25 protein-coding genes and 2 tRNA genes are annotated in these 25,952 nt (G+C 61.6%); 10 read left to right on the forward strand and 17 right to left on the reverse strand.

Going from position 1 to position 25,952, the window contains the following annotated elements; genetic code table 11:
* The first annotated feature begins 240 nt into the window (after window positions 1-240).
* Window positions 241-1,236, forward strand: a complete 996-nt coding sequence (locus MUY37_RS11400) for a hypothetical protein (protein WP_499195481.1) — start codon at window positions 241-243, stop codon at window positions 1,234-1,236.
* Window positions 1,237-1,311: 75 nt separating this feature from the next.
* Here the strand turns inward: MUY37_RS11400 and MUY37_RS11405 are convergent, their stop codons facing one another.
* Window positions 1,312-2,520 carry a methionine gamma-lyase gene (locus tag MUY37_RS11405; protein WP_499195482.1) on the reverse strand — a complete coding sequence of 403 codons (1,209 nt, stop codon included), beginning with the start codon at window positions 2,518-2,520 and terminating at the stop codon, window positions 1,312-1,314.
* A gap of 119 nt (window positions 2,521-2,639) precedes the next feature.
* Between MUY37_RS11405 and MUY37_RS11410 the strand changes: the two genes are divergently transcribed.
* Window positions 2,640-3,089, forward strand: a complete 450-nt coding sequence (locus MUY37_RS11410; RefSeq protein ID WP_499195483.1) for an Lrp/AsnC family transcriptional regulator — start codon at window positions 2,640-2,642, stop codon at window positions 3,087-3,089.
* Between the two features lie 77 nt (window positions 3,090-3,166).
* Here the strand turns inward: MUY37_RS11410 and MUY37_RS11415 are convergent, their stop codons facing one another.
* Window positions 3,167-3,526 carry a hypothetical protein gene (locus tag MUY37_RS11415; RefSeq protein ID WP_499195484.1) on the reverse strand — a complete coding sequence of 120 codons (360 nt, stop codon included), beginning with the start codon at window positions 3,524-3,526 and terminating at the stop codon, window positions 3,167-3,169.
* Window positions 3,527-3,754: 228 nt separating this feature from the next.
* Here MUY37_RS11415 and MUY37_RS11420 point away from each other — a divergent pair, with 228 nt between their 5' ends.
* Window positions 3,755-5,383: a lysine--tRNA ligase gene (locus tag MUY37_RS11420; RefSeq protein WP_499195485.1), complete on the forward strand. Its 1,629-nt coding sequence runs from the start codon at window positions 3,755-3,757 to the stop codon at window positions 5,381-5,383.
* 71 nt (window positions 5,384-5,454) lie between these two features.
* Here the strand turns inward: MUY37_RS11420 and MUY37_RS11425 are convergent, their stop codons facing one another.
* Window positions 5,455-6,123 carry a prolyl hydroxylase family protein gene (locus tag MUY37_RS11425; RefSeq protein ID WP_499195486.1) on the reverse strand — a complete coding sequence of 223 codons (669 nt, stop codon included), beginning with the start codon at window positions 6,121-6,123 and terminating at the stop codon, window positions 5,455-5,457.
* Between the two features lie 101 nt (window positions 6,124-6,224).
* Between MUY37_RS11425 and MUY37_RS11430 the strand changes: the two genes are divergently transcribed.
* Entirely contained in the window at window positions 6,225-6,779 is a 555-nt protein-coding gene (locus MUY37_RS11430) for a cytochrome b (RefSeq protein ID WP_499195487.1), read from the forward strand.
* A gap of 88 nt (window positions 6,780-6,867) precedes the next feature.
* On the opposite strand, the gene MUY37_RS11435 is transcribed toward MUY37_RS11430, so the two are convergent.
* Window positions 6,868-7,986, reverse strand: a complete 1,119-nt coding sequence (locus MUY37_RS11435) for an RcnB family protein (RefSeq protein ID WP_499195488.1) — start codon at window positions 7,984-7,986, stop codon at window positions 6,868-6,870.
* Between the two features lie 187 nt (window positions 7,987-8,173).
* Here MUY37_RS11435 and MUY37_RS11440 point away from each other — a divergent pair, with 187 nt between their 5' ends.
* On the forward strand, window positions 8,174-8,743 hold the full coding sequence (locus MUY37_RS11440) for a flavin-binding protein (protein WP_499195489.1): 570 nt from the start codon (window positions 8,174-8,176) through the stop codon (window positions 8,741-8,743).
* A 155-nt stretch (window positions 8,744-8,898) separates the two neighbouring features.
* Here MUY37_RS11440 and MUY37_RS11445 read toward each other — a convergent pair whose 3' ends face one another.
* Window positions 8,899-9,336, reverse strand: coding sequence for an FKBP-type peptidyl-prolyl cis-trans isomerase (locus tag MUY37_RS11445; protein ID WP_499195490.1), 438 nt, complete (start codon window positions 9,334-9,336; stop codon window positions 8,899-8,901).
* A gap of 204 nt (window positions 9,337-9,540) precedes the next feature.
* Here MUY37_RS11445 and MUY37_RS11450 point away from each other — a divergent pair, with 204 nt between their 5' ends.
* Window positions 9,541-10,659 carry an endonuclease/exonuclease/phosphatase family protein gene (locus tag MUY37_RS11450; protein WP_499195491.1) on the forward strand — a complete coding sequence of 373 codons (1,119 nt, stop codon included), beginning with the start codon at window positions 9,541-9,543 and terminating at the stop codon, window positions 10,657-10,659.
* A gap of 107 nt (window positions 10,660-10,766) precedes the next feature.
* Here the strand turns inward: MUY37_RS11450 and MUY37_RS11455 are convergent, their stop codons facing one another.
* The 3 genes from MUY37_RS11455 to ettA form a co-directional block, all read right to left on the reverse strand.
* Entirely contained in the window at window positions 10,767-11,411 is a 645-nt protein-coding gene (locus tag MUY37_RS11455) for a hypothetical protein (RefSeq protein ID WP_499195492.1), read from the reverse strand.
* Between the two features lie 90 nt (window positions 11,412-11,501).
* Window positions 11,502-11,834, reverse strand: coding sequence for a hypothetical protein (locus MUY37_RS11460; protein ID WP_499195493.1), 333 nt, complete (start codon window positions 11,832-11,834; stop codon window positions 11,502-11,504).
* A gap of 167 nt (window positions 11,835-12,001) precedes the next feature.
* The gene (gene ettA, locus MUY37_RS11465) at window positions 12,002-13,681 is read right to left on the reverse strand and encodes an energy-dependent translational throttle protein EttA (protein ID WP_499195494.1); all 1,680 of its coding nucleotides are present in this window, start codon (window positions 13,679-13,681) and stop codon (window positions 12,002-12,004) included.
* 272 nt (window positions 13,682-13,953) lie between these two features.
* Here ettA and MUY37_RS11470 point away from each other — a divergent pair, with 272 nt between their 5' ends.
* On the forward strand, window positions 13,954-15,165 hold the full coding sequence (locus tag MUY37_RS11470; protein WP_499195495.1) for a GGDEF domain-containing protein: 1,212 nt from the start codon (window positions 13,954-13,956) through the stop codon (window positions 15,163-15,165).
* Here the strand turns inward: MUY37_RS11470 and MUY37_RS11475 are convergent.
* The 5 genes from MUY37_RS11475 to MUY37_RS11495 all read right to left on the reverse strand — a co-directional run bounded on the left by MUY37_RS11475 (window position 15,162) and on the right by MUY37_RS11495 (window position 19,611).
* On the reverse strand, window positions 15,162-16,487 hold the full coding sequence (locus tag MUY37_RS11475) for an MATE family efflux transporter (protein ID WP_499195496.1): 1,326 nt from the start codon (window positions 16,485-16,487) through the stop codon (window positions 15,162-15,164). The two genes, MUY37_RS11470 and MUY37_RS11475, sit on opposite strands and share 4 nt — an antisense overlap.
* Before the next feature lie 75 nt (window positions 16,488-16,562).
* A tRNA-Pro gene (locus tag MUY37_RS11480) sits at window positions 16,563-16,639 on the reverse strand.
* Between the two features lie 28 nt (window positions 16,640-16,667).
* Window positions 16,668-16,744: transfer RNA gene (locus MUY37_RS11485), tRNA-Ile, on the reverse strand.
* Between the two features lie 56 nt (window positions 16,745-16,800).
* Entirely contained in the window at window positions 16,801-17,760 is a 960-nt protein-coding gene (locus MUY37_RS11490) for a polysaccharide deacetylase family protein (protein WP_499195497.1), read from the reverse strand.
* Between the two features lie 54 nt (window positions 17,761-17,814).
* On the reverse strand, window positions 17,815-19,611 hold the full coding sequence (locus MUY37_RS11495) for a histidine kinase dimerization/phospho-acceptor domain-containing protein (RefSeq protein WP_499195498.1): 1,797 nt from the start codon (window positions 19,609-19,611) through the stop codon (window positions 17,815-17,817).
* A gap of 227 nt (window positions 19,612-19,838) precedes the next feature.
* Here MUY37_RS11495 and MUY37_RS11500 point away from each other — a divergent pair, with 227 nt between their 5' ends.
* Both MUY37_RS11500 and MUY37_RS11505 read left to right on the forward strand, forming a co-directional pair.
* Complete coding sequence (locus MUY37_RS11500; protein WP_115416375.1) at window positions 19,839-20,300, forward strand: Lrp/AsnC family transcriptional regulator; 462 nt, start codon at window positions 19,839-19,841, stop codon at window positions 20,298-20,300.
* Window positions 20,297-20,731: a GFA family protein gene (locus MUY37_RS11505; protein ID WP_499195499.1), complete on the forward strand. Its 435-nt coding sequence runs from the start codon at window positions 20,297-20,299 to the stop codon at window positions 20,729-20,731. The genes MUY37_RS11500 and MUY37_RS11505 overlap by 4 nt, the downstream gene beginning before the upstream one ends.
* A gap of 42 nt (window positions 20,732-20,773) precedes the next feature.
* On the opposite strand, the gene MUY37_RS11510 is transcribed toward MUY37_RS11505, so the two are convergent.
* Entirely contained in the window at window positions 20,774-21,592 is an 819-nt protein-coding gene (locus MUY37_RS11510; protein WP_499195500.1) for a universal stress protein, read from the reverse strand.
* Between the two features lie 150 nt (window positions 21,593-21,742).
* Between MUY37_RS11510 and MUY37_RS11515 the strand changes: the two genes are divergently transcribed.
* Entirely contained in the window at window positions 21,743-23,428 is a 1,686-nt protein-coding gene (locus MUY37_RS11515; RefSeq protein ID WP_499195501.1) for a monovalent cation:proton antiporter-2 (CPA2) family protein, read from the forward strand.
* 129 nt (window positions 23,429-23,557) lie between these two features.
* On the opposite strand, the gene accC is transcribed toward MUY37_RS11515, so the two are convergent.
* The 3 genes from accC to MUY37_RS11530 form a co-directional block, all read right to left on the reverse strand.
* Window positions 23,558-24,907, reverse strand: coding sequence for an acetyl-CoA carboxylase biotin carboxylase subunit (gene accC, locus MUY37_RS11520; RefSeq protein WP_499195502.1), 1,350 nt, complete (start codon window positions 24,905-24,907; stop codon window positions 23,558-23,560).
* An 8-nt stretch (window positions 24,908-24,915) separates the two neighbouring features.
* Window positions 24,916-25,404 (reverse strand): acetyl-CoA carboxylase biotin carboxyl carrier protein, encoded by a 489-nt coding sequence (gene accB / locus MUY37_RS11525; RefSeq protein ID WP_499195503.1) that lies wholly within the window; start codon window positions 25,402-25,404, stop codon window positions 24,916-24,918.
* Window positions 25,405-25,476: 72 nt separating this feature from the next.
* A complete protein-coding gene (locus MUY37_RS11530) occupies window positions 25,477-25,911 on the reverse strand; it encodes a type II 3-dehydroquinate dehydratase (protein ID WP_499195504.1) in 435 nt (144 codons plus the stop codon).
* Window positions 25,912-25,952 lie beyond the last annotated feature (41 nt).

The following is a 25,952-nucleotide window of genomic DNA, read 5'->3' on the forward strand; positions in this document are numbered from 1 at the left end:
GGCATGGCTTGCGTGAAGGGCAGGGAGGGGCACCGGCTGTGTCACGCATCGACAATTATAGCGCCGGAACGAAAAGTAAACAGAGGGCGGCAAGACTATGCCGAGGCATGTTCGCTTCGTCGCAAGTACTTGGCGGCTAGTCGTGAATTGAACCGGAAAAATCGCGATAAATCAGATTTTTATACTTTCCTGAACAACCGTTCATCGGAACTGTGGCGAAATCGTGTTCGTTTTCTGGGCATGACCAAGACCCGTCATCTGATCGCCAGCGCCCCCATAGCGATTGCTGCAATGGCCGCGCTTCATACCCTTCCTGCGCATGCTCAGGAGGCCCCTCCTGCGAGTGCTCAGGACGCGCCCATTCTGGCGCTGGAGACACTGCCGCAGGCTTCATCTCCGGCACCGGCTCCCGTGGCCGTCGCATCACAGCCGTCCGCGCCTGCGTCTGCGACCACGCCGACGACACCCGCACCCGTACTCCCCGTCGACCCCGTTGCAGCCGAACCGGTACTCCTCGAAACCCAGCCGGTGCAGATCGAGGAAGCTGAGCCGGTCGAGCCGGTGAGCGTGGACCCTGCGCCCGTCCGCCCGGCTACGAATGCCCGAGAGTCGACGCCCGCTGCAGAACCGGCTGCTGCCATTTCCGTGTCGGAAAATGAAGGAGCAGCCGCTTCGGCCATGCCCGTGGCGGACAGTGCAATGGCAACGCCGGTGGTTGCGGAAAGCGAGCTTGCGCCGATCCCTGAACCCATCCGAGATGGAAGTTCCGCTGCGCTCTTGTTCGCCCTGCTGGGCATCGGTGGCATCGGTTTGGTTGCCTTCGTTCTGATGCGCCGCCGTCGTCGTACCACGGATGTGCCGACGATTGAGCGCCCGGTAGTGGCCGCCCCGATGACGCTCGACCGCGAGCCGGTAGTGGCGGGATATGACGAGGCGCCGCAGCGCGAACTTCCGGTTGATCCAGCCCCCACCCAGCCGACAAGCGATGGTGCCGTGCCGCTTCCCGCGCAGCTTCCTGAAAGCCGCCGCGAACGCGGACGTCTTCTGCGCCGCATGATCGAAGCGCGTCCGGATCGGGCCAATCCATTCCGTTCTTCCAAGGCGCGTGCCAAGCGTGCCCGCCTGATCCTCCAGTCGATCGGGACCCGTTTCACCAATCGCAAGCCGGGCATCGACCTGAGCCAGTATACCAATGTCTGGCCGGAACTGCGCGGTTGGCGTCCTGCGGCAGCCTAAACCCCTCCCGACCCTTCGAATGGTGTCGCAGCGGTAGGGGCGCCCTCCCACAAGGAAGGCGCCCCTATTGCCGTGTCACGCAGCGATGGAGAGATCGGAAGCCGCGAGCGCCTGTTCGAGATCGGCAAAAATGTCCTCGGCATCCTCAAGCCCGATTGAGAGGCGCAGCAGGCCCTCACCAATCCCATGCGCGGCGCGTTCCTCCGCCGTGTAGGTCGAATGGGTCATGCTCGCCGGGTGCTGGACCAGCGTTTCAGCATCGCCGAGCGAGACCGCGCGGACGATCATGTTCAGCCGGTTCATGAAACGGATGCCTTGATCGTAGCCACCGGCGAGGTCGAAGGCGATCATGCCGCCGGGCAGCGCCATCTGGCGCCGGGCCAGGGCGTGACGGCCGAAGCTCTCGAGGCCGGGATAGTGGACTGCGGCAACTTGCGGCTGTGCTTCGAGCCACCGCGCCACTTCCAGCGCGGTCTTGCTGTGCCGCTCCATACGCAGCGCCAGCGTCTTCAATCCGCGCATGACGAGCGTTGCGGTAAAGGGGCTCATCACTGCGCCGGTCATGTCCTTGAGACCTTCAAGCCTCACGCGCTGCATGGTTTCGGTGCTACCCGCGACGAGGCCGCCGACAAGGTCGCCATGCCCGCCCAGATACTTGGTTGCGGAGTGAACGACCACGTCTGCGCCCAGTTCGACCGGGCGGGTGATGGCGGGAGTGGCATAGGTATTGTCGACCACCACCTGGGCGCCATGGGCGTGGGCCACCTCGCTGATCGCCGCGATATCGACGAGCCGCATATTGGGGTTGGCCGGGGTTTCGAAATAGACCAGTTTCACCCTGTCGTTCATCGCGGCTTCGAGAGCTGCCGGATCGGTTAGATCGACATGGGTGACCTTCACACCGAATTTGGCGAGGCCGTGACGGAAGAAGGCGAAGGTGCAGCCATAAAGGGTCTTGTCGGTAACGATCTCGTCGCCCGCACTCAGCAGCGTCCACATTACGGCGGAAATGGCGCCCATGCCGCTGGCGGTGGCAACACCTGCTTCTGCATTTTCGAGCGTGGCGATGCGCTGTTCGAGCAGATCGAGCGTCGGGTTCGAAATGCGGCTGTAGAAATAGCCCGGCTGTTCACCGGCAAAGATCGCGCCGCCCTGTTCCGCGCTCTCGAAGGCGAAGGTGGAAGCCATGTGCATCGGCGGGGTGAGCGCGCCCTGGTACTCGGCCGGATCGTAACCGTGGTGGATAGCTCGGCTTGCAAAACCGGATAGTGGGGTGCGGCTCATGACACATGACCTTTCAATACGTCTTGAAGGTCGATATACAGCTACATGGATGGAATATCCCTGCAAATCGTGCCAGTAGTTGAGGCTCAATTGGCATATTATGCTAATCGGAGGAATGGATGGATGCGAAAGACCGCCGTATTCTGCGCGAGTTGCAGCGCGATGGTCGGCTAACCAATGCGGAACTGGCCGAGCGGGTGAACCTCTCGCCGTCACCCTGCCTCAGGCGCGTTCGCAATCTCGAAAAGGCGGGAGTGATCGATCGCTACGTTGCCATCGTCGACCGCGAGGCGGCTGGCTATCCCATTACAGCTTTCGTGCAGGTCACACTCGATCATCATGATCGCGAAGTGGTCGAAGGTTTTGAGCGGCGTGTGCGCGAGACGCCCCAGATCCTGACCTGCCACCTGCTGACAGGCAGTTCGGACTATATGTTGCAGATCGTCGTTGCCGGGCTCGATGCCTATGAAGATTTCATGCGCAACACACTGCACACAACACCCGGAATAGCCACGATCAACACCAGCCTGGTTTACGGTACGATCAAGGATACCGTCGAGCTTCCCTAAGGAGTTATGCAAGCGAGCGAGGTCGGCATTCGCCAACCCCGCCCCTGTCTACCGGAATATTGCGTTCCGGGGCGCGTTCAGCATTTGCCGAAGGTCTTGGAGATGATCGTCACACCGGCGACCGAGATGGTCACTTTCACGCCGGTCGGGAAGCCCCAGGTTGTACAGATGCTCAGGCAGGCCTGTGCAGCGGTACCTTCGGGAACCGAAATCGGGATCGGGATACACACCGATCCGATGCCCAGCGGCAGGTCGAGGCAGACCTTATGGTCCTTCACCGTCACGCTGATACACTCGGCCAGTGCGGCATACTCGCCGCCCCCCAGAATATTCGGGCTGCCATCGGAGGCTTCGATGCCTACCGTTTCGTTATGACGACGTGCGGCATCAAGTGCCTGTTCGACCTTTTCTTGGTCGAAGCTTGGAAAATTTGCCATAATTGTAACCTCCTAGTTTGGTTGTTCGCGACATTAGCTGCCGCACGGAGGTTGTTTCTGTTTCGGCAAAGCTTTTCGAATCCGACTCAGTCCATGGTGGCGCATACAAAGGTTGCAATCGCCCAAGGCGCGCCGTGCGGCTTGACAAAGATTCCACGGAATCGGACATATCTGTGGAGAGCAACTTGCTGCTTGCGTCGGCGCTGCATTTTCGCGAGAGGCCGGGGCATGAGCATGACCGAGCTGATCGCCGCCGCACGTGTGTCCAAGGCCTGGCCGTTCCAGGAAGCACAGCGCCTGCTCAAACGTTACCCCGACGGCATGAAGCCGGATGGCGCGCCCGTGCTGTTCGAGACCGGCTATGGCCCCTCCGGCCTGCCGCATATCGGCACCTTTCAGGAAGTGCTGCGCACCACGCTCGTTCGGCGCGCGTTCGAGGCCATGATCGGCGCGAAGCCCGAAGACGGCAAGACGCGGCTCGTCGCTTTCTCAGACGACATGGACGGGCTGCGCAAGGTTCCGGACAATGTGCCCAATCAACAATTGCTCGAGGCCAATCTGCACCTGCCGCTGAGCCGTGTGCCCGACCCATTCGAAAAGGGGCATGAAAGCTTCGCCGCGCACAACAATGCCAAGCTGCGCGAATTTCTCGACCGCTTCGGGTTCGAGTACGAATTCATCGCCTCGAATGACATGTATAACTCCGGCCGCTTCGACGATGCGCTCCGCCAGGTCCTGCGCAAGAACCAGGACATTCTGGACATCATGTTGCCCACACTGCGCGAGGAACGCCGACAGACCTATTCGCCCGTCCTGCCGATTTCGCCCTCGACGGGCCGTGTGTTGCAGGTGCCCGTCGAGGTGGTCGATCCCGAAGCGGGCCTGATCCGGTTCACCGACGAGGACGGATCGGTGGTCGAACAATCGGCGCTTGGCGGCATGTCCAAGCTGCAGTGGAAGGTCGACTGGGCCATGCGCTGGTATGCGCTGGGCGTCGATTACGAGATGTACGGCAAGGATCTGACGGACAGCGGGGTGCAGTCGGGCAGGATCGTCAAGGTGCTCGGCGGCCGCAAGCCGGAAGGGCTGATTTACGAGATGTTCCTCGACCAGAATGGCGAGAAGATCTCCAAGTCGAAGGGCAACGGTCTCTCGATCGAGGAATGGCTGACCTATGGCTCGGAAGAGAGCCTGGGATTCTACATCTTCCCCAATCCCAAGAGCGCCAAGCAACTCCATGTCGGCGTGATTCCGCGTGCGGTCGACGATTACTGGCAGTTCCGCGAGCGGCTGGCCGAACAGCCCCTCGACAAACAGCTTGGCAATCCGGTGTGGCATCTGGCGCGCACCAATGGCGGGTTCGAGGGTGGCGAAGCGCCGGGCGCGGGCGACAGCCTGCCGGTAACCTATGGCCTCCTGCTCAACCTCGCCAGCGTCTTGGGCGCGGAAGCCAGCGAGGAGGCGCTGCGCGATTATCTCGAGAGCTATATCGGGGCAGGCAAGATCACGCCCGAACTCGAGGTGCTGATCGGCACGGCGATCGCCTACACCCGCGACTACATCGTCCCGACACTGAACAAGCGTGCACCGGCGGCGAACGAAGCCGAAGCCCTGCGTGCACTCGACGCGTTTCTGGCGGATGCTGCGCCAGATACCAGTGCCCAGGATTTGCAGACCGAGGTTTATGAGATCGGCAAACGTGACGAATACGGTTTCGAGAGCCTGCGCGACTGGTTTAAGGCGCTCTATCAGACATTGCTCGGGAGCGATCAGGGGCCGAGGATGGGCAGCTTCATCGCGCTTTACGGGATCGAGAACAGCCGCAAGCTGATTGCCGAGGCATTGGCCAGGGCGTGAAATAACGAAGGCGTAGGGCCTTCCCTCTATCTCGCGCCGCGAGATGGCGATGATCGCCCTGGCGGCAAGGCTCAGCTATGCTTGCGCGTGCGGTACCACTTGGTCAGCACGTATTTCTGCCCCTTGATGACCGGCGTGCCGGCATGCAGCGTGTTTTCATTGGGTCGACCCTCGGGCGTGGCGTTGTTCCATACCATCAGCACGCCCGGCTTGGGCTCGATCGACGCGCCTACCTCGACGAAATGGGTGTGCCCGCCTTCCTCGACTTCGTTGAGAAAGGCCATTGCGGTCCAGCAGCGCTGGCCACCGCGCTTGCGTTCCAGCTTCCAGTATTCCTGATCCGTATAGAACCAGTCATTATGTGGTTTGAATTCCTGCCCAGGCAGGTAGCGCTGCCCCTGGATGTTCTCACCAACTTTGCCCGGCAGGCCCAACCTGTCGTCGATTCGGCGGGAAATCGCCTTTACGAAGGGATCATGCGGGTCAAAATTGCCCGAATAGGACGTGCGGAATTTTGCGACATAGGCGGTTTCATGTAGCTCGCTCGGCCGTGCGACGGCGTCGATCATTTGCATCAGCCGCGCGCATTCTTCCTCGGACAGGAAGTTGCCGATAGCGTAGATCTCCGCCTTGTCGGACGGAATCCTGTAAGCCTGCGGATCGGAATCTAGCCGTTTGCGGACAAGCGCGCCAACGCGCTTCAGGGCATCCTGATCGGGTACGGAAGCTGTCTTGGTCATGGTGGCACTGTGTTAGCAATCGCGTGCGCTGCATCAAGTATGACGGCTTGCCGCACGATATCAGTCCGCTAGATTGGCTGCACCATATCGGAGAGGGACCTATGAACCAGACAGCCGCGCGCCGCTATTCGACGGGGGCCATGCTATTTCACTGGGCGATCGCCATCGCCGTAATCGTGAACTGGCGGATCGCCGAAGCGGCCGAGCAAGCCGAAATGCCAGCCAAGGCGGAGATATTCGCGAATCACAAGGCGCTCGGCATACTCATTCTTGTCCTCACTCTCGGCCGTCTCGCCTGGCGCTGGACGCACCCCGTTCCAGCGCTGCCGAGCGATCTTGCCAAATGGGAAGCCGTGCTCGCGCGCACGGTGCATATCATCTTCTATATCCTCTTGATCGGCCTGCCACTGGGCGGCTGGCTGGCCAATTCGATGACCGGTCGGGATATCGATTTCTTCGGATTGTTCACGATCCCGCAGCTTCCAGTGGGGGCCAACAAGGACCTTGGCGGATCGATCTTCGATATGCATGCGCTGGGCGGCACGATCTTCCTCTATCTGATCGGCCTGCATATTCTCGGTGCGCTCAAGCATACGTTCTTCGACAAGAACGGTGGCATTTTCCGGATGCTGCCTTTCGGCAAGGTACCGGAGTGACACTGACGCAAGAAACCCCCGCCGATCGCCCGACGGGGGTTTCCAACGGCCAACCGGACCACTCTCGAATACCGGTGGGCGGTAAGACCTACCAGAAGAAGTCGTAAATCACGTCGACCACTTCGCCATTGTAGACATCGACCAGCAGCACGTCATCGTAATACCGTACCCAGCGATAGGGGCCGTACACGTTCGGCAGGCGATAGCGCCAGGGGTCGTTGATCCAGTAACGGCTACCGAAGAACAGATTGCCAATCTGCACACCGATGTTCAGGCGGCGATAGCGATAGTCCCGGTAAGGCGCGTAATAGCGACCGAGGCGGAAGATATCGCGGTTGTGGTAACGGTGGCGGTACCAGTCATAACGACGGTTGTCGCGCCAGCGGCGATGGTCCCACCGGTCGTAATCGCGCCACCGGCGGCCATCGTAATAGCGTGCCCGGCGATGATCCCGGCGCGCCTCGCGATAGCCATCGCGATACGCGTCGCGGCGGATGCTGCGGTCTTCCCAGCGATCCCGGCGACGTTCGGCCCTGCGGCCGTCACGATAGGCATCGCGGCGGATACGCCGGTCTTCCCGGGCCTCGCGGCGTGCGTCCTGGCGACGTTCCGCACGGCGGTCCTGACGAGCCTCGCGGCGTGCGTCCTGTCGACGTTCGGCACGGCGATCTTGCCGAGCCTCGCGGCGCGCGTCCCGCCGACGCTCGGCAATACGCTCTGCGCGCCGCTCTGCACGATTGGGATCGACATAGCTGCGGTTGCGCTCGGCGTGGTAGGTCCGGTTGCGGCTCTGGGTTTCGCGGCGGTCCTCACGCCTGTCGGCACGCCGCTCGCGCACATCTTCGCGACGTTCGCGGCGCGCTTGAGCAAAGTTGACGCGGTTGTTTCCGGTCGATTCGGTCGTCTTCAGCCGGTCGTGGCGGCGTTCGCTCCGCGCGCGGCGGGACTCGTGCGCATCCTGTTGGCGCACACTCCGGCGTGTCTCGCGGCGGCGCTCCCCTTGCGCGCGGCGTTCGGTGCGTTGCTGGCGCACGGCCCGCTGTGCACGGCGTTCCTGGCGCGCCGCGGCGCGCTCGCCCCGGTCTCGCTCGAGGTGTTCCTGCCGATCGCGCGATTGCGCTTCGGCTTCGGTGGGCAGGGCAGTGATCGCCATCGCCACGGCGAGGGCGCTCAACGCGCTGCCTTTCAAGAGCTGGGTCAGATGCATGGAGCGTGTCCTTTTATGGGTCGGTGCCGCTCCACCACCAGCGGCCGTTCTTGATGTCGCACAGTGTATCACAACGGCCTGACCCCAAACTGAACCGGTTCACCGCCCTGCTGTTCATCTTGAAAACCGAATTTATGAACGAGTTGCAGGCTTGGCACCATGACGTGCCCGGTGCATGCAGGCGTCCATGTACGACACACTCGAAGAAGTACGCACCGATATCGCTGCGCGACTGACCGAAGCTGCGCGGGACCGCCGCGTCCCCATGCATACTCCGGTGGTGGTTACCGCCGATGCCGATGCGCGGGTGATGGTACTGCGCGACTTCGATTCCGCGCGATGGACCTTGCGGTTCCATACCGATGTCCGCGCCCCGAAAGTCGCCGCGATCGAGACAGATGCGCGATTGACCGTGGTCGCCTATGACCAGCCGGGAAAAGTCCAACTGCGCCTGCACGGTTCGGGGCGGATAGAGCGCGAGGGTCCGGCAGTGGATGCTGTCTGGGCGGACAGTACGAATTTTGCACGTCGCTGCTATCTGGGCGAAGCGCCGGGCGCGAGCGCCGACCAGCCGATATCGGGTTTGCCCGAACATCTCGAGGGTGTGGAACCCGACGACGAACAAATCCGACGCGCGCGGGAAAATTTCGCGATTCTCCTGGTCGAGGTGGTGCAGATCGACTGGTTCAGCCTCGCTCATACCGGGCATCGCCGCGCGCTTCTGACGCCCACCGGCGGCGAATGGATCGCTCCATAACCGGTTCACATCGGTACGAAGCCTCACATCCGCACGGTGGATGGTTCGGTGGTGCTGTCGAAAACCATGCCTGCGGCGCGTTTCGTCACGCCAGAAGACCCTGCGAATAGCGATCGAGGCGGCGAGCGGGTCGATCACCGCCCGCCGCTATCAGGTCAGGATGCGGAGTTGATGGCCCGCAGAGTTAGATCGAAAGTGAGATCTTCGCCCGCGAGCGGGTGGTTTGCATCGACCTTGATCGAGTCCTCGGCGACCTCGACGATATGCAGCATCATCGGGTTGCCATCCGGACCCTGTGCCTGCAGCGCCATGCCGGGCTGTGGATCTGGGCCGGGGGGCAGTTGCGAACGGGGAATATCCTGCACGAGATCTTCGCGCCGTGGGCCGAACGCCTTGTCGCAGGGTATGGCAACCGATTGTTCCTCGCCTACCTGCATGCTGGTGAGCGCTTCCTCGATCTGCGGGAAAGTGCTGCCTCCGCCCAGCTCGATGGCCTGCGGACCGGCCTGCGCGGTACTGCCAACCTCCTCGCCGTCGCCCCGCTTGAGCACGTAGTCGATGGTTACGGTGTCACCGTTGTTGGGTGTGGTCATGAATGTCCTTTTTCGGATTTTGTGTTCGCGGCGGGTAATACGCCGACAAGAAACACGCTCGCGTACCGAGCGCCTTGCAGCGAGTCTCGCAATTCGTACCGCGCTAGTCAATTGGCGCAGTCTCGCTCCGGACTTTCGGTGGCTAGTTGCCGGATTGGCCCTATAGGGTAGTGATCGAAAACAAGGGGTTGAGGAAGAGCGCGAATGAATAGCAAGTCCGGTAGAGGATGGCGCACGACGCTACTCTGGCTTCTCAGGGTCATTGCCGCGCTGCTCGTTTTAGGATCGGTGCTCAGTACGACCGATCTCAACCAGTGGTGGATCCGCATCTGGGATTTCCCGCGGTTGCAGATTCTGGCGGCGATGATCCTTGCTGCGGTTGCCCTGTGGAAACTGGACCGTGCCTGGCGGCCGTGGCTCCCACTGGCTCTCGCAGGTTTCGCGGTGTGGCAGTTCTACAGAGTATTTCCCTATACGCCGCTGGCCACGACAGAAGTATCGCGCGTGACTGCCGATGAAACCAGCGACGCGGCCTGTTTCACGGCCCTCACGCTCAACGTCCTGCAGGATAATCGTGAATATGCGCGGACGGCCGATCTCATCCGCAGCCTCGATCCCGATATCGTCCTGCTGATGGAAACCGATCAGGCGTGGGCCGATGCAATGGCACCGACGCTCGCGGGTTATCCCGGTCGGATCGATCGCCCGCTGGACAATACCTATGGTATCATGTTCGCCTCGAGACTGCCGATGGACAATGCCTCTATCCAGGACCTGGCACAGAAAGATACGCCGTCGGTTCTGGCCACGCTGGCGGTTGGTGGCCATCGCTTTCGTATGATCGCGCTTCATCCGCGCCCGCCTATGCCCAAGCAGGATACCGAAGAGCGCGATGCCGAAATCGTCATGGCAGCCAAGCAATCGCAGGACCTGGCCATGCCGGTGCTGGCGATCGGCGATTTCAACGATGTCGCTTGGTCGGACACGACGCGTCTGTTCAAGGATATTGGCGGCTTTCTCGACCCGCGGATCGGGCGCGGGACCTATGCGACCTTCCCGTCGGGCATGGTGTGGTTGGGCTGGCCGCTCGACCATTTGTTCGCGACGGAGGAATTCCTCCTGGCCGACCTGCGCGTGGGCGAAAGCGTCGGCTCCGATCATCGTCCGGTGATCGCTCGCCTGTGCCTCGACCCAGACGCTGCTGTGGGTCGCAACGAGAAGGCGAAAGCCCCCGATGCGGAGGACGAAGAGGAAGCGGGCGAAGTGATGGAGGAGTTCGAGGAAGATACGGCGAAGGACCGGATAGAGGGCGAGGAGGGCTAGGACGCCCGCATGCCGGCCCAGGCCTGGACATCTTCGGGCCGTGACACTGCGATTACGGCTCTGTTTCGAGGCTGGGTGATATGCTCCGCCTGGGCGACAAGGAGCCGTTACCGAATTTCGAAATCGAGCAATTCAAACCTGGCAGGTGCCGTCGCATAGACGCCATGGCCACGCGCGGCAGTGGATCCGAATACCAATCCCACGCGGCTTGCGTTGGCCAGCGATCTTTCAAACGCGCGTGGCCGATCCTCCGCTTTCATTCCGCCGACTACCGAACCCCATGAGGGATCATCCAGCCTCACTGCCATCTCGTGAACGCCTGGCGCGATTTCCTGCACTGTATGAGCGGGGGCATACCAGCGATAGAGGGCGTAACGGCCCCTCGCGCTCCAATTGTCACCGCGGCGTTGAAAGAATAGCGAGACCGTGCCGGGCCTGTGAGAATCTTCCTGCGGCACGAACCGCGTTCCCTGCCGCGCATCGACGCGATAGCGAACCCTGATCAGGGATGCGTTTCTCAGCGAGCCGGGATCGAAGGTCACATAATGAACGTGCCCGTCGGCCTTGGTGGAATTCGGGAAATTGAACGCCCAGCCGTCCTCTGTCTGCATCGGGGTCAGCGGCATGTTCAGTGAATAATTCTGGCCACGGATGATCGGGCCGATTTCCCAATCCATCGCGGGAGGGGTGGCATGAGCCACGATGGCGGTCTGCGCCAGCGCCAATGCGATCAGGGCGAAGAAGTATCTCATAGACGCGAAATATAAGCGCGCTGGCCTGTTTCTGCGCTGAACGCTGCGTTCTGGCTCTCTCAATCTCAGGCACTCAGCCCGTCGGTTCGATCACGCTGTCCGGTTAACATCGCCCGCGCGGGAGCGCCTGCGCGCAATGACAAACAGGATGGTGGGCCAGAAGACGGTGTTGAAGATATCCAGCCAGGGTTCCAGTCGGCTGGCGTTCGGGCTTGGTCCGAAAATGTCCACGATCTCGTTCCCGACCGCGAAAAGATAGACGAGTGCAATGGGCACTCTCGATCGCATGCGATGGCGGAAAAGCAGGGCTGCCACGACAAATATCAACAGGCCGGCATGGATGTGCAGCAGGTCCTCTGACGCCCCGAAGGTGTCCGACAGCCACCGCTTCCCATCGCTATATAACCAAGCCAGCTTCTTCATGGTCGGCAGTTAGGTCCGGCCTGCGAGTTTGTCATGCGGTAACTGGCTTTCTGGGACGGCCTGCGGGCAGGCGCCCACCCGGCCACGCAGTGGCAACAGGTGTCTCGGCGCACGAATGATGGCGGAGGGCGCAAATCTTCGCTGTCCGCGCACCAACTCATTGGGAATTACCTCGTGAGCTTCTTGTAAGCCAGCCGGGTGGGGCGGTCCGCCGCATCGCCCAGACGCCGCCGTTTGTCTTCCTCATAAGCCTCGAAGTTCCCCTCGAACCATTCGACATGGCTATCGCCTTCGAAGGCGAGGATGTGCGTGGCGAGCCGGTCGAGGAAGAAACGGTCGTGCGAGATGACCACGGCGCAGCCGGCGAAGTTCTCGATCGCTTCTTCAAGTGCGCCCAGCGTTTCGACATCGAGATCGTTGGTCGGCTCGTCGAGCAGCAGGACGTTGCCGCCCTCCTTGAGCATCTTGGCCATGTGCACGCGGTTGCGTTCACCACCCGAGAGCTTGCCGACATTCTTCTGCTGGTCCGGCCCCTTGAAGTTGAACGCACCGACATAGGCGCGGGTCGAGACATCGTGGCCGTTGACCTTCATGTAGTCGAGCCCGTCGGAGATCTCTTCCCAGACATTGTTCTTCGGATCGAGGTGGTCGCGGCTCTGGTCGACATAGCCCAATCGTACCGTGTCGCCGACCTCCACCGTGCCGCTGTCGGGTTCTTCCTTGCCGGTGAGAATCTTGAACAGAGTGGACTTGCCCGCGCCGTTCGGTCCGATCACGCCCACGATGCCGCCCGGCGGCAGCATGAAGGACAGGTTTTCGAAAAGCAGCTTGTCGCCATAGGCCTTGGAAATGTTCTTGGCCTCGATAACCTTGCCGCCCAAGCGTTCGGGGACCTGGATGACAATCTGCGCCTTGCCCGGCTTGCGATCGCCCTGGGCATCCTGGAGCTGTTCGAACTTGCGGATACGCGCTTTCGACTTGATCTGGCGCGCCGAAGGCGTCTGGCGGATCCATTCGAGTTCGCGCGAGAGCGCCTTTTGCCGTCCGCTTTCTTCGCGACTTTCCTGCTCGAGGCGCTTGGCTTTCTTCTCGAGATAGGTCGAATAATTGCCTTCGTACGGGTAGTAGGAACCGCGATCGAGCTCGAGGATCCAGCCCACCACATTATCGAGGAAGTAGCGATCGTGGGTGATCATCAGCACCGCACCGGCATATTCCTTGAGGTGGTTTTCCAGCCACTGCACGCTTTCGGCGTCGAGGTGGTTGGTCGGTTCGTCGAGCAGCAGGATCGAGGGCTTCTGGATCAGTAGACGGGTGAGCGCCACGCGGCGCTTCTCGCCGCCGGACAGGTCGGTGACCGGCCAGTCACCGGGAGGGCAGCGCAGCGCTTCCATTGCGATCTCGAGCTGGTTGTCGAGCGTCCAGCCATCGACCGCATCGATCTCTTCCTGCAGCGTGCCCATCTCTTCCATCAGGGCGTCGAAGTCCGTATCGTCCTTTGGATCGCCCATTTCAGCGCTGATGGCATTAAAGCGATCGACCTTGTCGGCGATTTCGCGCGCGCCGTCCTTGACGTTTTCGAGTACCGTCTTGCTCTCGTCCAGCGTAGGTTCCTGGGGCAGATAGCCGACCGTGATGTTTTCGCCCGGCCATGCTTCGCCCGTGAAGTCGGTGTCGATACCGGCCATAATTTTCATCAGCGTCGACTTGCCTGCCCCGTTGGGGCCGACAATGCCGATCTTCGCGCCCTGATAGAACTGCAGGTTGATGTTGCTGAGCACCGGCTTGGAAGCACCGGGGAAGGTTTTGGTCATGTCCTTCATGACAAAAGCGTACTGGGCGGCCATCGGGCTAGGTCCTCGGGATAGGAATGGAAGCGCGGGCATATCCGCCCGCAAGGTTTGCAGGCGCAGATAGTCGCACCGCGGCAAAGGGGCAAGCACCCTGGAAGCTTGATGGCGTGCAAGCCAAATTTGCCCATCGTTTCGAAAATAAAGCCGTATAATTGGTGGACTTTTCCTCCAAAACGTCCGATTTTGGGTTGGAATCGGGGGTATTACTTACACTAACAATTAACCGGGCCTGCCTATTCGAAGGGCAGGAAGGGCAGGGGCATTCCATGCGCGAACAGATTATGGGTCTGATCACACCGACGATGGCGATCGTGTTTCTCGCGGTCTTCGTCATCATGTGGTGGCGCGGGAAAATGGGCAATTACGTGCTTGGTTTTGCCGCGGGCTATCTGTTCTTCGCGCTCGGCTTCGCGGCCACGCATCTGCTCAACACCGGTTCTCCCTACGTTTTTCACGTCACGCAGTTCTTCTACTCTCTGAGCGTCGCATCGGGTGCCTGGGCGCTTACCAAGCGTGCAAACCAGCCCAATTATCTCGGAGTTCTGCTGACGATCTACGGGTTTTCGGCGGCGACACTGGCGGTCGCCGTCGCGACAAGTCCGGATATTTCGTCCCGCCTCATTATCGTCAATGTGGGGTATGGGGCGATGTATCTCGTGGTCGTTATGGCGCTGCTCGGTGCCCAGCGGCGAGAAGCGATCGACAAGCTAATCATCCTGATGCACGCCTTGCTGGCCGCGCAGTTTATGATCCGTCCCGTGCTCACGCTTCTGGTCGAACAAAGCATCCCGGCTGACGTTTACCGGCAGTCGATCTATTATTCGGTTCTCAACCTGTCTTTAGCGGTGATCTCGCTTATGACCGCGATGGTGCTGGTTGGAGCTTGCGTTTACGACCAGATCAAGGCTGTGCGCGAACAGGCCGAGCTGGATGGGTTGACCGGCCTGCGTACGCGGCGCGCGTTCGAGCAGAACGTGGTCGAAATGATCGAACGGGCGAAGCTGGAATGCGTCCCCGTTGCGCTGGTGGTGGCGGATATCGATCATTTCAAGGCGGTAAACGATGTCTGGGGCCACCAGGTGGGCGATATGGCGATCAGGCAGTTTGGCGATGTCATCAAGAGCACGATCCGCGAGACGGATATTGCAGGACGAATCGGCGGCGAGGAGTTCTGCATTCTCGCCTGGAACTGCAACGCAAAGGCTGCCGAGACGCTGGCCGAGCGTATCCGTACCGATTTCGCGCAGGTTCAGGTCGTCGGAATGCCGGACGACCATCGTCTCACCGCCAGTTTCGGTGTTGCCGGGCGCGGCGAGGGCGAAGGGTATGGCAGGCTGTTCGCGCGGACCGATGCGGCGCTTTATCGGGCCAAGGAAGGCGGGCGGAACCGCACGGTACGCGATGGTGCGGGCAAGAAGCGCACCATCATCACTCCGATCAAGAAGACAGTCGGCGAATTGCGCGAGGTGGGCACCTAGCCGAAGCTCTTGCGTAGCAGCGCTGGCAGCATTGCCAATTGAAGCGCCGGACGAAGCAGTAAGAAAGCGATGAAGCTAGCCCAGAGGCCATGGTTTCCGAGCGGCCAACTCAGCCACAGAAAAAGGCTGTAAGCCGCCACAGCCCCCGCCATTGAGCTCAGAAGCGCACGAGTCCAACTCGCGCCCACGAACACGCCGTCGAGTACGAAGCCGGCGAAGCCTGCCAGCGGTATCGCCACCAGCCACGGCGACAGCTTACGCGCTTCGGCCGCAACCGCAGGCGTCGCGGCGAAGCTGTCGGTGATCATTCCGCCGAAAAACGAAAAGACGATCGCCAGCAAGATCGCCACGCCGAGGCAGCGCAGCAATATCGCCCGAATATGAGCGGTGAACCCTTGCCTGTCCGCAGCTCCGGCGCGCTCGCCATTGAGCACCTGAGCGGCGTTTTCGAACCCATCGAGCAAGAGCGCGGCCAGCACGAAAAGCTGGTAGATTATGCCATTCGCGGCCAGCACCACCGGGCCGCGTTCGGCGCCCAGGCGAGTGAGGGCGGCAATCGCGATCATCAGCACGACCGTGCGCAGGAACAGGTCGCGATTGATGGCAAGGAAGGGCTTCAGTGCGCGGGGCGACAAGCTTGTCCTAGCCCCCAGCGCTGCGCGGATGTCGCGGCCCGCAAGGTGCCAGATCAGCGCGGCAGTCACGGTCAGCTTGGCGAATTCTGCAATGAAGCTGGACCAACCGATTCCCGCGATTCCCCAGTCCAGTCCCAGCGCCAGAAAGAGGCCCAGAGCGACGTTGAGAAGATTGTAACAGACTTCGATCGCCAGGACTTCGCGCATTCGTCTGCGCCCAATGAGAAAGCCGATGAGGGCGAAATTGACCAACACGGCAGGGGCACTCCAATAACGGATATCCGCATAAACGATGGCGGCGGAGCGAACCTGAGCCTGCGCGCCCAGCGCATCGAGCAGCAGCGGCATCAGGAACGGTTTGGCGACCAACAGCAAAGCGGCGATCGACAGACCGACGACGAGCCCCTTCAGCAGCACTTCAGCCTGCGCCTGCGCGCCCGAACGTGTGCTTTCCTGCGCGACCAGGCCGGTCGTGCCGGTCTTAAGAAAGTTCATCACGGTGAACAGGGCGGCAAACAGTTTCGCGCCGACGTCGACCGCGCCTTGGGTCGGCGCATCGCCGAGGCGCCCGACGATCCACATATCGCCCACGCCGATCAGCGCGGTCGCTATATTGGTAAGCATGGCGGGCAGCGCGATCGCCCAGATCAGACGGGCATCGATGCTGGAAGAGCCGGAGGTGTTCAAGCGGTGCAACTCCCGCGCTGTCGCTCGAGCATTTCCGACGAGATCCGCCCGTGGGCGGCTTGGGTCATGAAATGCTGGTCGGGGAGACTGGATTCGAACCAGCGACCCCTTGTACCCAAAACAAGTGCGCTACCAGGCTGCGCCACTCCCCGACCGATTTCTTCCGCAAGGCGCCAGGCTTGGTGGGCCCGGCAGGACTCGAACCCGCGACCTAGCCGTTATGAGCGGCCAGCTCTAACCAACTGAGCTACAGGCCCCCAGCCACGCCGTGCGGAAAAGCGCGCCTAGCCTCGCCGAGAGAGCCTTGCAAGCGCTAGGAGTCGACTGCCGCCATGATTTCCGCAACCGTAGTCGGCCGCACCCCGCGCGAATCCAGATAGGCGTAGACGCCCCGTAGCCAGTCATAGAGGGTGTCGAGGTCGTCCTCGTCGCGCACATAGGGCGTATGACCCGGGGCCAAAGACGGACTGTGGAAGCTCAGCACCAGAACCGGGAGGCCATCGTCGATCGCGATGTCGCAGCCGCGAAGAGCCTCGTCCAGCGAAACTCCCTCGGGTGTCAGCGCGATGCGTTCGAGCATGCCGGTCTTGGCGAGGAGCCCCCCTAGTCGAGGCAGCTTTTCGACCAGCGGAAAGATCTGCGACCCCTGTTGGCGCAGCATGCCCCAGAAAACCGTGGTGAGTGGAAGTTCGAGCAACCGCCTTTCGGGATCGACCCAATAGGGCGTCACTGGGTGGCGGCTGTAGTCGGGTCCATGACGGCGCGAATAATCGTAGCGCGAGCGGACCGAACTATCGATCGCAATGCCCTGTGCGCAAAGATGGCGGGCGGTCTGTGTGCCGAGGCCATATCGCCCAGCACGATAGATCAGCGGTGCTGCCTCGAACCCCTTTTCGATCGCATCGCGCAGGCGGCGGAACTTCTCTTCTTCGAGCGAAGGTGGCAGGTTGCCGGCAAAACTGTTTCGAGTGCAGATTTCCTCTTTCAAGGGAGGATTGACCCAGGGGTGTAGCTGTACCCCCACTTCGGCTTTGCCGCGCGCTACGGCATCGCCGATAATGTCCTGCGCTTGCCGATCTTTCGCGATTGGCCAGTCGACAAGATAGACCGGCACCACGCCGATCCCTTCGCAGAATTGCTGGAACTTCGCGATCCAGCGCACATGGGCAAGGCCATACCCATCGCTGCGGAAGCTGTCGTTCCACTCGAATTCTTCCTCCGTATCGACCGTCAACAATGAGCGTTGGCCGAAACCATCCGCGAACCTGGCCATCTGAGCAGGCTTCGGCGGATCGAGGAGGTTGGCGTTTGAAATAGCGGACGTATCCTAGCCGGTTGCGCGATCTGGCGCATCGGCAGGGCTAGGCAGCGTCCGGGTGTCGGTCAAGAGCGGGAGGCTCAGGACCAACACGTCTTCCACGCGTGAAAGGTCGCCGCCGGCTGCGCGGGCTTCCGCACGGGCAAGCCGCAGCGAGAAGCCTGCGCCGAAAATACCCGAGCTCAAAGTGCTGCCGCCCGAGCGGACTTCCGACGCGAAAATGTTGTCCGCATCCGCCAGCTTGGCGGGAAGCCCCGCGCGAAGCGTTACCTGTTCATCGTCGAGTCCCATGACAAGCGATACGGTTTCCCCGGCACCGGTCGCGCCGGCGAGCGTTGCCAACACCCGCCAGCCGAGCATCTCCGCTTCTTCCTGTGCAAGCGCGAGTGCGGCGGGTCGGTCGGCAATGCGAGCGTCGAAACGCGCCACGCGCGGACCCAGCACGGTTTGCAACTGGTCCAGTTGCGCGCGGACGATGGCCGCGAAATCGCTTTCGCCCGCCTCCAGGTCGAGCTCTCCGGTTTCAAGCCGGGCCAGCCGGTCCAATTCATCGAACCCGGCCAGGATATGCGCGGAATCCCCTGCGATCGACGCGGCAAGCGCGCGGTATTCATGCGGTGTCGGGCCGAAAACCTGCTGCTGGATGACCTCGGCATAGCCTTGCATCGCATTGACCGGCGTGCGCAATTCGTGAAGCAGTTGGCGCAGGCGGTCTGCCCCCCGCTGGGCTCGATTGTCGACGGGGGCAACCGCGCGGCGAAACCGCCCGACATAGCCATAGAAGCGGCCATCGCTGTGTGTGAAACGGGGAGCGGCATCGACGATCCACTCACCCTCGATCGTCTCCGCACCGCGCAGATGCACCGCCACGCCTCGCACAGGCTGGCGATTGACGAATGCCGTCGCAAAATCTTCCCCGGCTTGCGTAGCGTCGCGGCGCTGCGACAGGTCGATCCCGACAACCATTGGCGCAATATGCGGCTCTGCCCAATCGATGCGGCCTTCCGAGTTGGTCCCGAAACTGAAAGTGTCGAGCGGTTTGCGCTGCGGGGTGTCGTCGAGTTCAGCCAGTGGGAGCGTCGGCGCGTCGCCTGAGGGCGAAGCGGGGGCGCGCGTCTTGCGAAAGCTCTCTATCCGTTCGACCAAGGCCCGGATGTTTTCCGATTTGCCTGGAGGCTCGCTTGGCACATGCTGCATGTAAGCGTCCGCAACCGCGCCAGGTGGGGCGGAAGGGGTGGCCCCTTCCAGCGGATCGTTGGAGGCGCTGTTTTCATTCGCGGGGCGCAATACCAACGGTTCGGGCTGATGCAGGTCGAGAGGGCGCGCCTCCTGCTCTTCGATCTGTTGGGGCCGCTCCGGATCGACCGGCACGGGCAATGCGCGATCCGCCACGCCGAGCCGATCGAGAATACGAACCGCCGCCTCCGGCAAATCCTTGCGATGGCGCAGGAAACCACGCGCGCGGATCGGCAAACGAGGAATGAGCTCCGCCCATTCCTCGCCCGTGAGCCGGGCACGATAAAGTGCGGCACCGGCGATCGAGGGATGCGCTTCGCCGAACCAGCGGACCAGCTCGGGATTGCGGAAGCGCCAACCATTTTCGCCCAGTATGGCGGCTCGATCAGCCACGGATATGACTTCCGCCAGCGCGATCAGGCGCAGATATGCCGCCGCTTTCAGCGCTGGATCGCCCGCCTGCGGACGCTCTCCGAGCAGATCGAGCAACTGGCGGAACTGCGTTTTCGCCGCACGCTCGCCGGCGGCGCGGTGGCGCAGCACGGTGGCAAGGCGGTCGTCGAAATGCATCGGTTCTCCGGAATCGGTGGCGGCAGGCGGGCCTTACCTTGTCGCAGCCCAGGGTTTCTACAGCTGTAAAACTTAGGCTGAACGGAAAGTTGCCTGCGCGTTGCAAAGCGGGACAATTGCTGGCAAAGATAATAATGTTAGCCAAGAGGGCTGCATCGCGTTGTCAACATTTCGTGGAAGTTTCGCGATGCCCTGCCTTTGGCACAAGGGTAGCAGGGACACAATCTATGGCCAATCTCGACGATATAGACCGCCGGTTGCTGGGTGAACTCCAGGATGAGGGGCGGATCACCAATGTCGAGCTAGCCCACCGAGTGGGACTGACGGCTCCGCCATGCCTGCGCCGCGTGCGTGCGTTGGAGGAAGAGGGGGTTATCAAGGGCTATCATGCCGATCTCGATCCTTCGAAGCTGGGCTTTTCGATCACAGTCTTCGCCATGGTTAGCCTCAAGAGCCAGGCCGAAGATGCGTTGCGTGAATTCGAAGCGGCCATGAAGGACCTGCCCGATGTGCGCGAAGTGCACATGCTCAACGGCGAGATCGATTTCATCATCAAGATCGTCAGCAAGGACCTGCAGAGCTTTCAGGAGTTTCTGACCAGTAAGCTGACCCCGGCGCCCAATGTCGAGAGCGTAAAGACCTCGCTCACCATCCGCACCAGCAAGCACGAACCGGGCGTTCCGTTGTGAGCGGCGCCGAGCGGATCGAGGGGCATTGCCTGTGTGGCGCGGTCACCATCGCGCTCGATCGCCCCAAGCACGAGATCGAAATCTGCCAGTGCGACATGTGCCGACGTTGGGGCGGATCGTTCTACAGCGCGCAGACGGGTGAAAATGCCGAGGTTTCCGGCGGGGATACGATTACGGCCTACCGATCGAGCGAATGGGCCGAACGCGCCTTCTGCTCGAAATGCGGCAGCAACCTTTGGTACCGCTTTTTGCCGACCGGCAATCGCAGCTTCTCCGCCGGCCTGTTCGATGCGGCGGCCAAATACGCCGTCGAGAAAGAGATTTTCGTCGATGAACGTGCCGATTGGTGCCGCATCGAAGGCGACCATCCGCGCCAGACCGGTCAGGAAGTGATTGCCGAGGCCGAGGCGGCGGGCTTTCGCTTCGACTGATCCGCCCAATAGCGGAACCGAAAGCGACAAGCCCGCCTTCGCTCAGTCTCGATCCCCGCTCTTGATGATGAGCGTGTCTATGGGAAGCCTGCGTAGCAGTTCGCTGGCCGTGCTGCCGATCGTCGCGTGCCGCAGGGCGGATTCTCCATGCGTTCCCAGCACAAGCAGGCCGGCTTCGCTTTCACGGATTTCCTTCGCTAGCGCACCGCCGGGACTGCCATAGACGAGGTGGGGCGTGACCCTCTTCTGCGTTTCGGGCCGCAGCTCGTTCATGAACTCCCTGAAGACCTTGCTTTCGGCCTCTTTCACTTGGTTGCGGACATAAGCCGCCTTTTGCCATCCTTCGAAGGGCACGTGATAAGCGTGGATCAACTGGAAATCGGCATCGGGAAACAGGTCTGCTGCATCTTCGAGAGCATAGCGGGAGGGTGGATAGAAATCCGTCGCGGAAGCGATCTGGTTATAGGAATCGACCGGCCGGTTCTTGACTACCAATGTGGGTATCGAGGAGTGGCGGATTACGTAATCCACTGCCGTTCCCAGAAAGAAGTCCCGCATGTTGTTGAATCGTGCCACGCCGAGCACGATCAGCATGGCCTGTTCTTCTTCGGCAATGCCAACGATTGCCAGATCGGCGCGCTCTATCGGATATCGGAATGTAACCTGCGCATCCGGATGCGGAAGTACCGAGCGCATCCGTCGGTCAAGCTCGCCTCTCGATGGAGGGTCGCCCAAAGCCGGGTCGAGAGCATGGACGAGTATGACCTCTGCGTCCCACTCCTCCGCCAGGCTCAACGCCCGATCAATCGCCCGATCTGCTTCCGCCCGGAAGTCCGTACCGACTACTATCTTTTTACTCATGGCTATACCTTTTGAATGATATACCCATCCTCGGCTTCCGGGTACCACGCGATTACCGGGGGGACAAGAAATTCAGCCAATTGCGTATCGACAAGGCAGGCTGTTTTCCCGAAGGTCGGCCCAATGGAATCTCAGCTACACATCCCATATTTGAGAGAGGTCATCCTCTTCCTTGTCGTGGCAGGATTCGCGGTTCCGCTACTGCAACGCAGGGTCAGCCCGGTTCTTGGCTATCTCCTGATCGGCGGATTGATCGGGCCTTACGGGCTGGGGCTTCTGGCCGATGCCTTCCCACTCGCCGCGTTTCTGGTGATCGACGATCTTGATGGCGTACGGGCTTTAGCCGAGATCGGCGTTGTCTTCCTTCTGTTTGCCATTGGCCTGGAGTTGTCGCTCGATCGCTTGTGGGCCATGCGCCGCCTAGTGTTCGGACTGGGCAGTGCCCAAATTCTCCTGACCGGCGTGGTGATTGGCGGGGTGGCGTATGCCTGGGGCAATCCCGGTCCGGCTGCGCTCGTGCTGGGTGCTTGCCTTGCGCTCTCGTCCACGGCGATCGTCATGCAGTTGCTGATCGAGAAAAGCCGCCTCACCACCCCAGTGGGACGATCGGCGTTTTCAGTCCTCCTGATGCAGGATCTGGCCGTCGTACCCATCCTTTTCATTGTCGGAGTGCTGGGCACGGCTTCCGAAGGGCAAGGGGTGCTGGGCGGGCTGGCCCTCGCGCTCGGAGAGGCAGCTATCACTGTCGTGGTCATCTATGCGGTAGGCCGTTTGGTGCTGCGGCCCCTGTTCCGGGCCACCGCGCAATCCGGAAGCCGGGAAGCGTTCATGGCCATGATCCTGCTGATCGTTCTGGGTACTGCAGCCATTACCGGAGCAGTCGGTCTGTCCATGGCGCTCGGGGCGTTCCTTGCCGGTCTGCTCATTGCCGAGACCGAATACCGGCATCAGGTCGAAGTCGATATCGAGCCGTTCAAGGGGCTTATGCTCGGGCTGTTCTTCATGTCTGTCGGCATGGGTATCGATTGGCGGGTCCTGATGGAAACGCCCCTGTTGATCGCAGCGTCGGTCATCGGCCTGATCGCTATAAAGGCGGTCTTGAATGTGAGCCTTTTCCTCCTTTGGAAAACCCCGATCCACCGCGCGGTGGAAGCCGGTCTCCTTCTTGCCCAGGCCGGTGAGTTTGCATTCATCGTGGTGGGCCTGGCGATGTCTCTTGACCTCCTCCCGGGAAGTACGGGCCAGTTCATGTTGATCGTCGCGAGCCTTACCATGGTCCTCACTCCGGGACTGGCCGGGCTTGCCCGCAAGCTGGCGGACAGGATCGAAAATCGCCAAAACGAAAGGCATCCGGATGCGGTCGATCAGATGGAGGATATGGAGGGACATGTTCTGATCGCGGGCTTTGGAAGGGTGGGCCGGATGATCGCCTCGATCCTCGACCGGGAAGGGCTCCCTTATATCGCGATTGACAAAGACCCGATCATTGCCTCCGAAGCCCGTGCGTCCGGATTGCCCGTGCGATTTGGCGACGCATCGCGGCTGGAGATACTCCAGGCCAACCACGTAAGGCAGGCTGCAGCCTTGGTCATAACCCTGGGGGACGCGAAGAATACGGAATTGCTGACCCAGCGCATGCGAGAAGCGGCGCCGCATGTGCCGTTGTTCGTAAGGGCGCGGGACAAGGAGCAGGCCGACCGCCTGACCGATGCGGGGGCAACCGCCGCGGTCCCGGAAACGGTCGAGGCAAGCCTCCAGCTTGCCGCCAGACTGCTCGAGGGATGTGGTCTGGATGACGAAGTCATCCAACGCCGCCTTCAGCTCGAGCGCGCCTGAGAGTAGTTCCCGGTACGCCTGAATAGATGGGCGTGGGGCAGGACGGTGTCGGCGGAGCGAGTTTCCGCGTTGCTGCGAGGAATTCCGGAATATGCGCGGCACCGCCCCTGCCGGGCCGCAGTGCCGACGTTAGCTCTCGCGCGTTTTAAGCCACTCTTCCAACCACTTGATCGAATACTGACCGCTCTTCACATCCGGCTGCTGAAGCAGTTCCTGGTGAAGCGGGATGCTCGTCTTCACCCCTTCGACCACCATCTCCTCAAGTGCGCGCTTGAGGCGCATCATACAGCCTTCGCGTGTGCGACCATAAACGATCAGCTTGGCGATCATGCTGTCGTAATAGGGCGGGATGCGGTAGCCCTGATAGAGGCCGCTATCGACGCGCACATGCATACCGCCGGCCGCGTGGTAATAGGTCACTTCGCCCGGGCTGGGGGCAAATGTCCAAGGGTCTTCCGCATTGATGCGGCATTCGATCGCATGGCCCTTGAACTCGATCTCGTCCTGCTTGACCGAGAGCGGGTGCCCGGCCGCTATGCGGATCTGCTCGCGCACCAGGTCGACGCCGGTGATCGCCTCGGTCACGGGGTGCTCGACCTGCAGGCGGGTGTTCATTTCGATGAAGTAGAACTCGCCGTTTTCCCACAGGAATTCAATCGTGCCCGCGCCGCGATAGCCCATGTCGCGCATCGCCTGCGCGCAGACTTCGCCCATCCGCATGCGATCGTCCTCGCCCAGAACGGGGGAGGGGGCCTCTTCCAGCACTTTCTGGTGGCGGCGCTGGAGCGAACAGTCGCGTTCGCCGAGGTGAATGGCATTGCCATTGCCGTCGCCGAAGACCTGAAATTCGATGTGGCGCGGATCGCCGAGATATTTCTCGATATAGACGGTAGCGTCCCCGAAGGCGGCCTTCGCCTCGCTCCCGGCCTGCTTCATGAGGCTCTCGAGCTGGTCCTCGCTCTCGCAGACCTTCATCCCGCGCCCGCCGCCGCCGCTGGCGGCCTTGATGATGACCGGGTAGCCGATCTCCACAGCGATTTCGCGCGCTTCTTCGATCGTCGACACGGCGCCATCGGAGCCGGGGACAAGCGGCAGACCCAGCGCGCCCGCAGTCTTCTTCGCCTGCACCTTGTCGCCCATCGTGCGGATATGCTCGGGCTTGGGACCTATCCACGCGATATCGTGCGCTTCGACGATCTCGGCGAATTTGGCGTTTTCCGAAAGGAAGCCATAACCCGGATGGATCGCGTCCGCATGACTCACCTCGGCCGCCGAAATAATGTTGGCTATGTTGAGATAGCTGTCGATTGCGGGGGGCGGGCCGATGCAGACGGCATGGTCGGCCAGGCGCACATGCATGGCATCGGCATCGGCGGTGGAGTGCACCGCGACCGTCTCTATGCCCATCTCATGCGCGGCGCGGTGGATGCGCAGCGCGATTTCGCCGCGGTTGGCGATCAGGATGCGGGAGATGCTCACGATCGACCTCAGCCGACGACGACGAGCGGCTGGTCGAATTCGACCGGCTGGGCGTTCTCGACCAAGATCGCCTTGACCGTGCCGGACTGGTCGGCGGTGATCGGGTTCATGACCTTCATTGCCTCGACGATCAGCAGCGTCTGGCCTTCCTTGACGCTGTCGCCGACCGCAACGAAATCGGCTGCGCCGGGTTCGGGGGCGAGATAAACCGTACCAACCATAGGCGACTTGATCGCACCCGCAGTGTCGGCGGCAGGCGCGGTGTTTTCGGGGGCGGGGGCGGCAGGAGCGGGCGCTGCTGCTGCCGGGGCGGGCATCGGCGCTGGCGCGGCGGCCATGGGAACGCCGCCTCCCCGCGCAACACGGATCTTGCGATCGCCATCTTCGACTTCGATTTCGGTGAGCCCGGTGTCGCCCAACATATCGGCGAGCTCGCGCACGAGAGCGGTGTCGACATTCATGCCGGATTTGCCGGCGCTGCCTTTACGATCGGCCATGGAACCCCTTGTGTGTTGTTTGCGCCGCCTATGCTCTGCGCGGAGGCGTAGGGCAAGGGGTGAGCGCGCGATTTAGAGCGCCGCCGCCTTCTCCAACGCTACGGCATAGCTGCGCGGACCCAGCCCCTTCACTTCGTCCACCGCGCCCATGCCGACATAGGATATGTGACGGAATTCCTCGCGTGTGGCAGGATCGGAGAGGTGAACCTCGATTACCGGCACGTCGATTGCCCGGATTGCATCCAGCAGGGCGATGGAGGTGTGGGTGTAGGCGGCTGCATTGAGCAGAATCGCCTTGGCGCCCCTCGTACGTGCCTCGTGCAGCCAGTCTACCAGCTCGCCTTCATGGTTGGTCTGGCGGAAATCGATGACGAGCCCGAGTTCGCGCGCCTTGTCGGCCAGCATCGCTTCGATATCGGCGAGGGTGTCCGAGCCGTAAATCTCCGGCTCGCGCGTGCCGAGCAGGTTGAGATTGGGGCCGTTGAGGACGAAGACGGTGTCGGTCATGGCGGCGGGATAACGGCTGGTTGCCTATAGGAAAAGCGGAA

The sequence above is a fragment of the Qipengyuania sp. ABI-127-1 genome, assembly GCA_022953095.1.
Taxonomy (GTDB): Bacteria; Pseudomonadota; Alphaproteobacteria; order Sphingomonadales; family Sphingomonadaceae; genus Qipengyuania.

Excerpts from the sequence above, each read along its gene's own strand:
- MUY37_RS11400 (WP_499195481.1), top strand. The coding sequence starts at position 241 with ATGACCAAGACCCGTCATCTGATCGCCAGCGCCCCCATAGCGATTGCT.
- MUY37_RS11405 (WP_499195482.1), bottom strand. The coding sequence starts at position 2,520 with ATGAGCCGCACCCCACTATCCGGTTTTGCAAGCCGAGCTATCCACCAC.
- MUY37_RS11410 (WP_499195483.1), top strand. The coding sequence starts at position 2,640 with ATGGATGCGAAAGACCGCCGTATTCTGCGCGAGTTGCAGCGCGATGGT.
- MUY37_RS11415 (WP_499195484.1), bottom strand. The coding sequence starts at position 3,526 with ATGGCAAATTTTCCAAGCTTCGACCAAGAAAAGGTCGAACAGGCACTT.
- MUY37_RS11420 (WP_499195485.1), top strand. The coding sequence starts at position 3,755 with ATGAGCATGACCGAGCTGATCGCCGCCGCACGTGTGTCCAAGGCCTGG.
- MUY37_RS11425 (WP_499195486.1), bottom strand. The coding sequence starts at position 6,123 with ATGACCAAGACAGCTTCCGTACCCGATCAGGATGCCCTGAAGCGCGTT.
- MUY37_RS11430 (WP_499195487.1), top strand. The coding sequence starts at position 6,225 with ATGAACCAGACAGCCGCGCGCCGCTATTCGACGGGGGCCATGCTATTT.
- MUY37_RS11435 (WP_499195488.1), bottom strand. The coding sequence starts at position 7,986 with ATGCATCTGACCCAGCTCTTGAAAGGCAGCGCGTTGAGCGCCCTCGCC.
- MUY37_RS11440 (WP_499195489.1), top strand. The coding sequence starts at position 8,174 with ATGTACGACACACTCGAAGAAGTACGCACCGATATCGCTGCGCGACTG.
- MUY37_RS11445 (WP_499195490.1), bottom strand. The coding sequence starts at position 9,336 with ATGACCACACCCAACAACGGTGACACCGTAACCATCGACTACGTGCTC.
- MUY37_RS11450 (WP_499195491.1), top strand. The coding sequence starts at position 9,541 with ATGAATAGCAAGTCCGGTAGAGGATGGCGCACGACGCTACTCTGGCTT.
- MUY37_RS11455 (WP_499195492.1), bottom strand. The coding sequence starts at position 11,411 with ATGAGATACTTCTTCGCCCTGATCGCATTGGCGCTGGCGCAGACCGCC.
- MUY37_RS11460 (WP_499195493.1), bottom strand. The coding sequence starts at position 11,834 with ATGAAGAAGCTGGCTTGGTTATATAGCGATGGGAAGCGGTGGCTGTCG.
- ettA (WP_499195494.1), bottom strand. The coding sequence starts at position 13,681 with ATGGCCGCCCAGTACGCTTTTGTCATGAAGGACATGACCAAAACCTTC.
- MUY37_RS11470 (WP_499195495.1), top strand. The coding sequence starts at position 13,954 with ATGCGCGAACAGATTATGGGTCTGATCACACCGACGATGGCGATCGTG.
- MUY37_RS11490 (WP_499195497.1), bottom strand. The coding sequence starts at position 17,760 with ATGGCCAGGTTCGCGGATGGTTTCGGCCAACGCTCATTGTTGACGGTC.
- MUY37_RS11495 (WP_499195498.1), bottom strand. The coding sequence starts at position 19,611 with ATGCATTTCGACGACCGCCTTGCCACCGTGCTGCGCCACCGCGCCGCC.
- MUY37_RS11500 (WP_115416375.1), top strand. The coding sequence starts at position 19,839 with ATGGCCAATCTCGACGATATAGACCGCCGGTTGCTGGGTGAACTCCAG.
- MUY37_RS11510 (WP_499195500.1), bottom strand. The coding sequence starts at position 21,592 with ATGAGTAAAAAGATAGTAGTCGGTACGGACTTCCGGGCGGAAGCAGAT.
- accB (WP_499195503.1), bottom strand. The coding sequence starts at position 25,404 with ATGGCCGATCGTAAAGGCAGCGCCGGCAAATCCGGCATGAATGTCGAC.
- MUY37_RS11530 (WP_499195504.1), bottom strand. The coding sequence starts at position 25,911 with ATGACCGACACCGTCTTCGTCCTCAACGGCCCCAATCTCAACCTGCTC.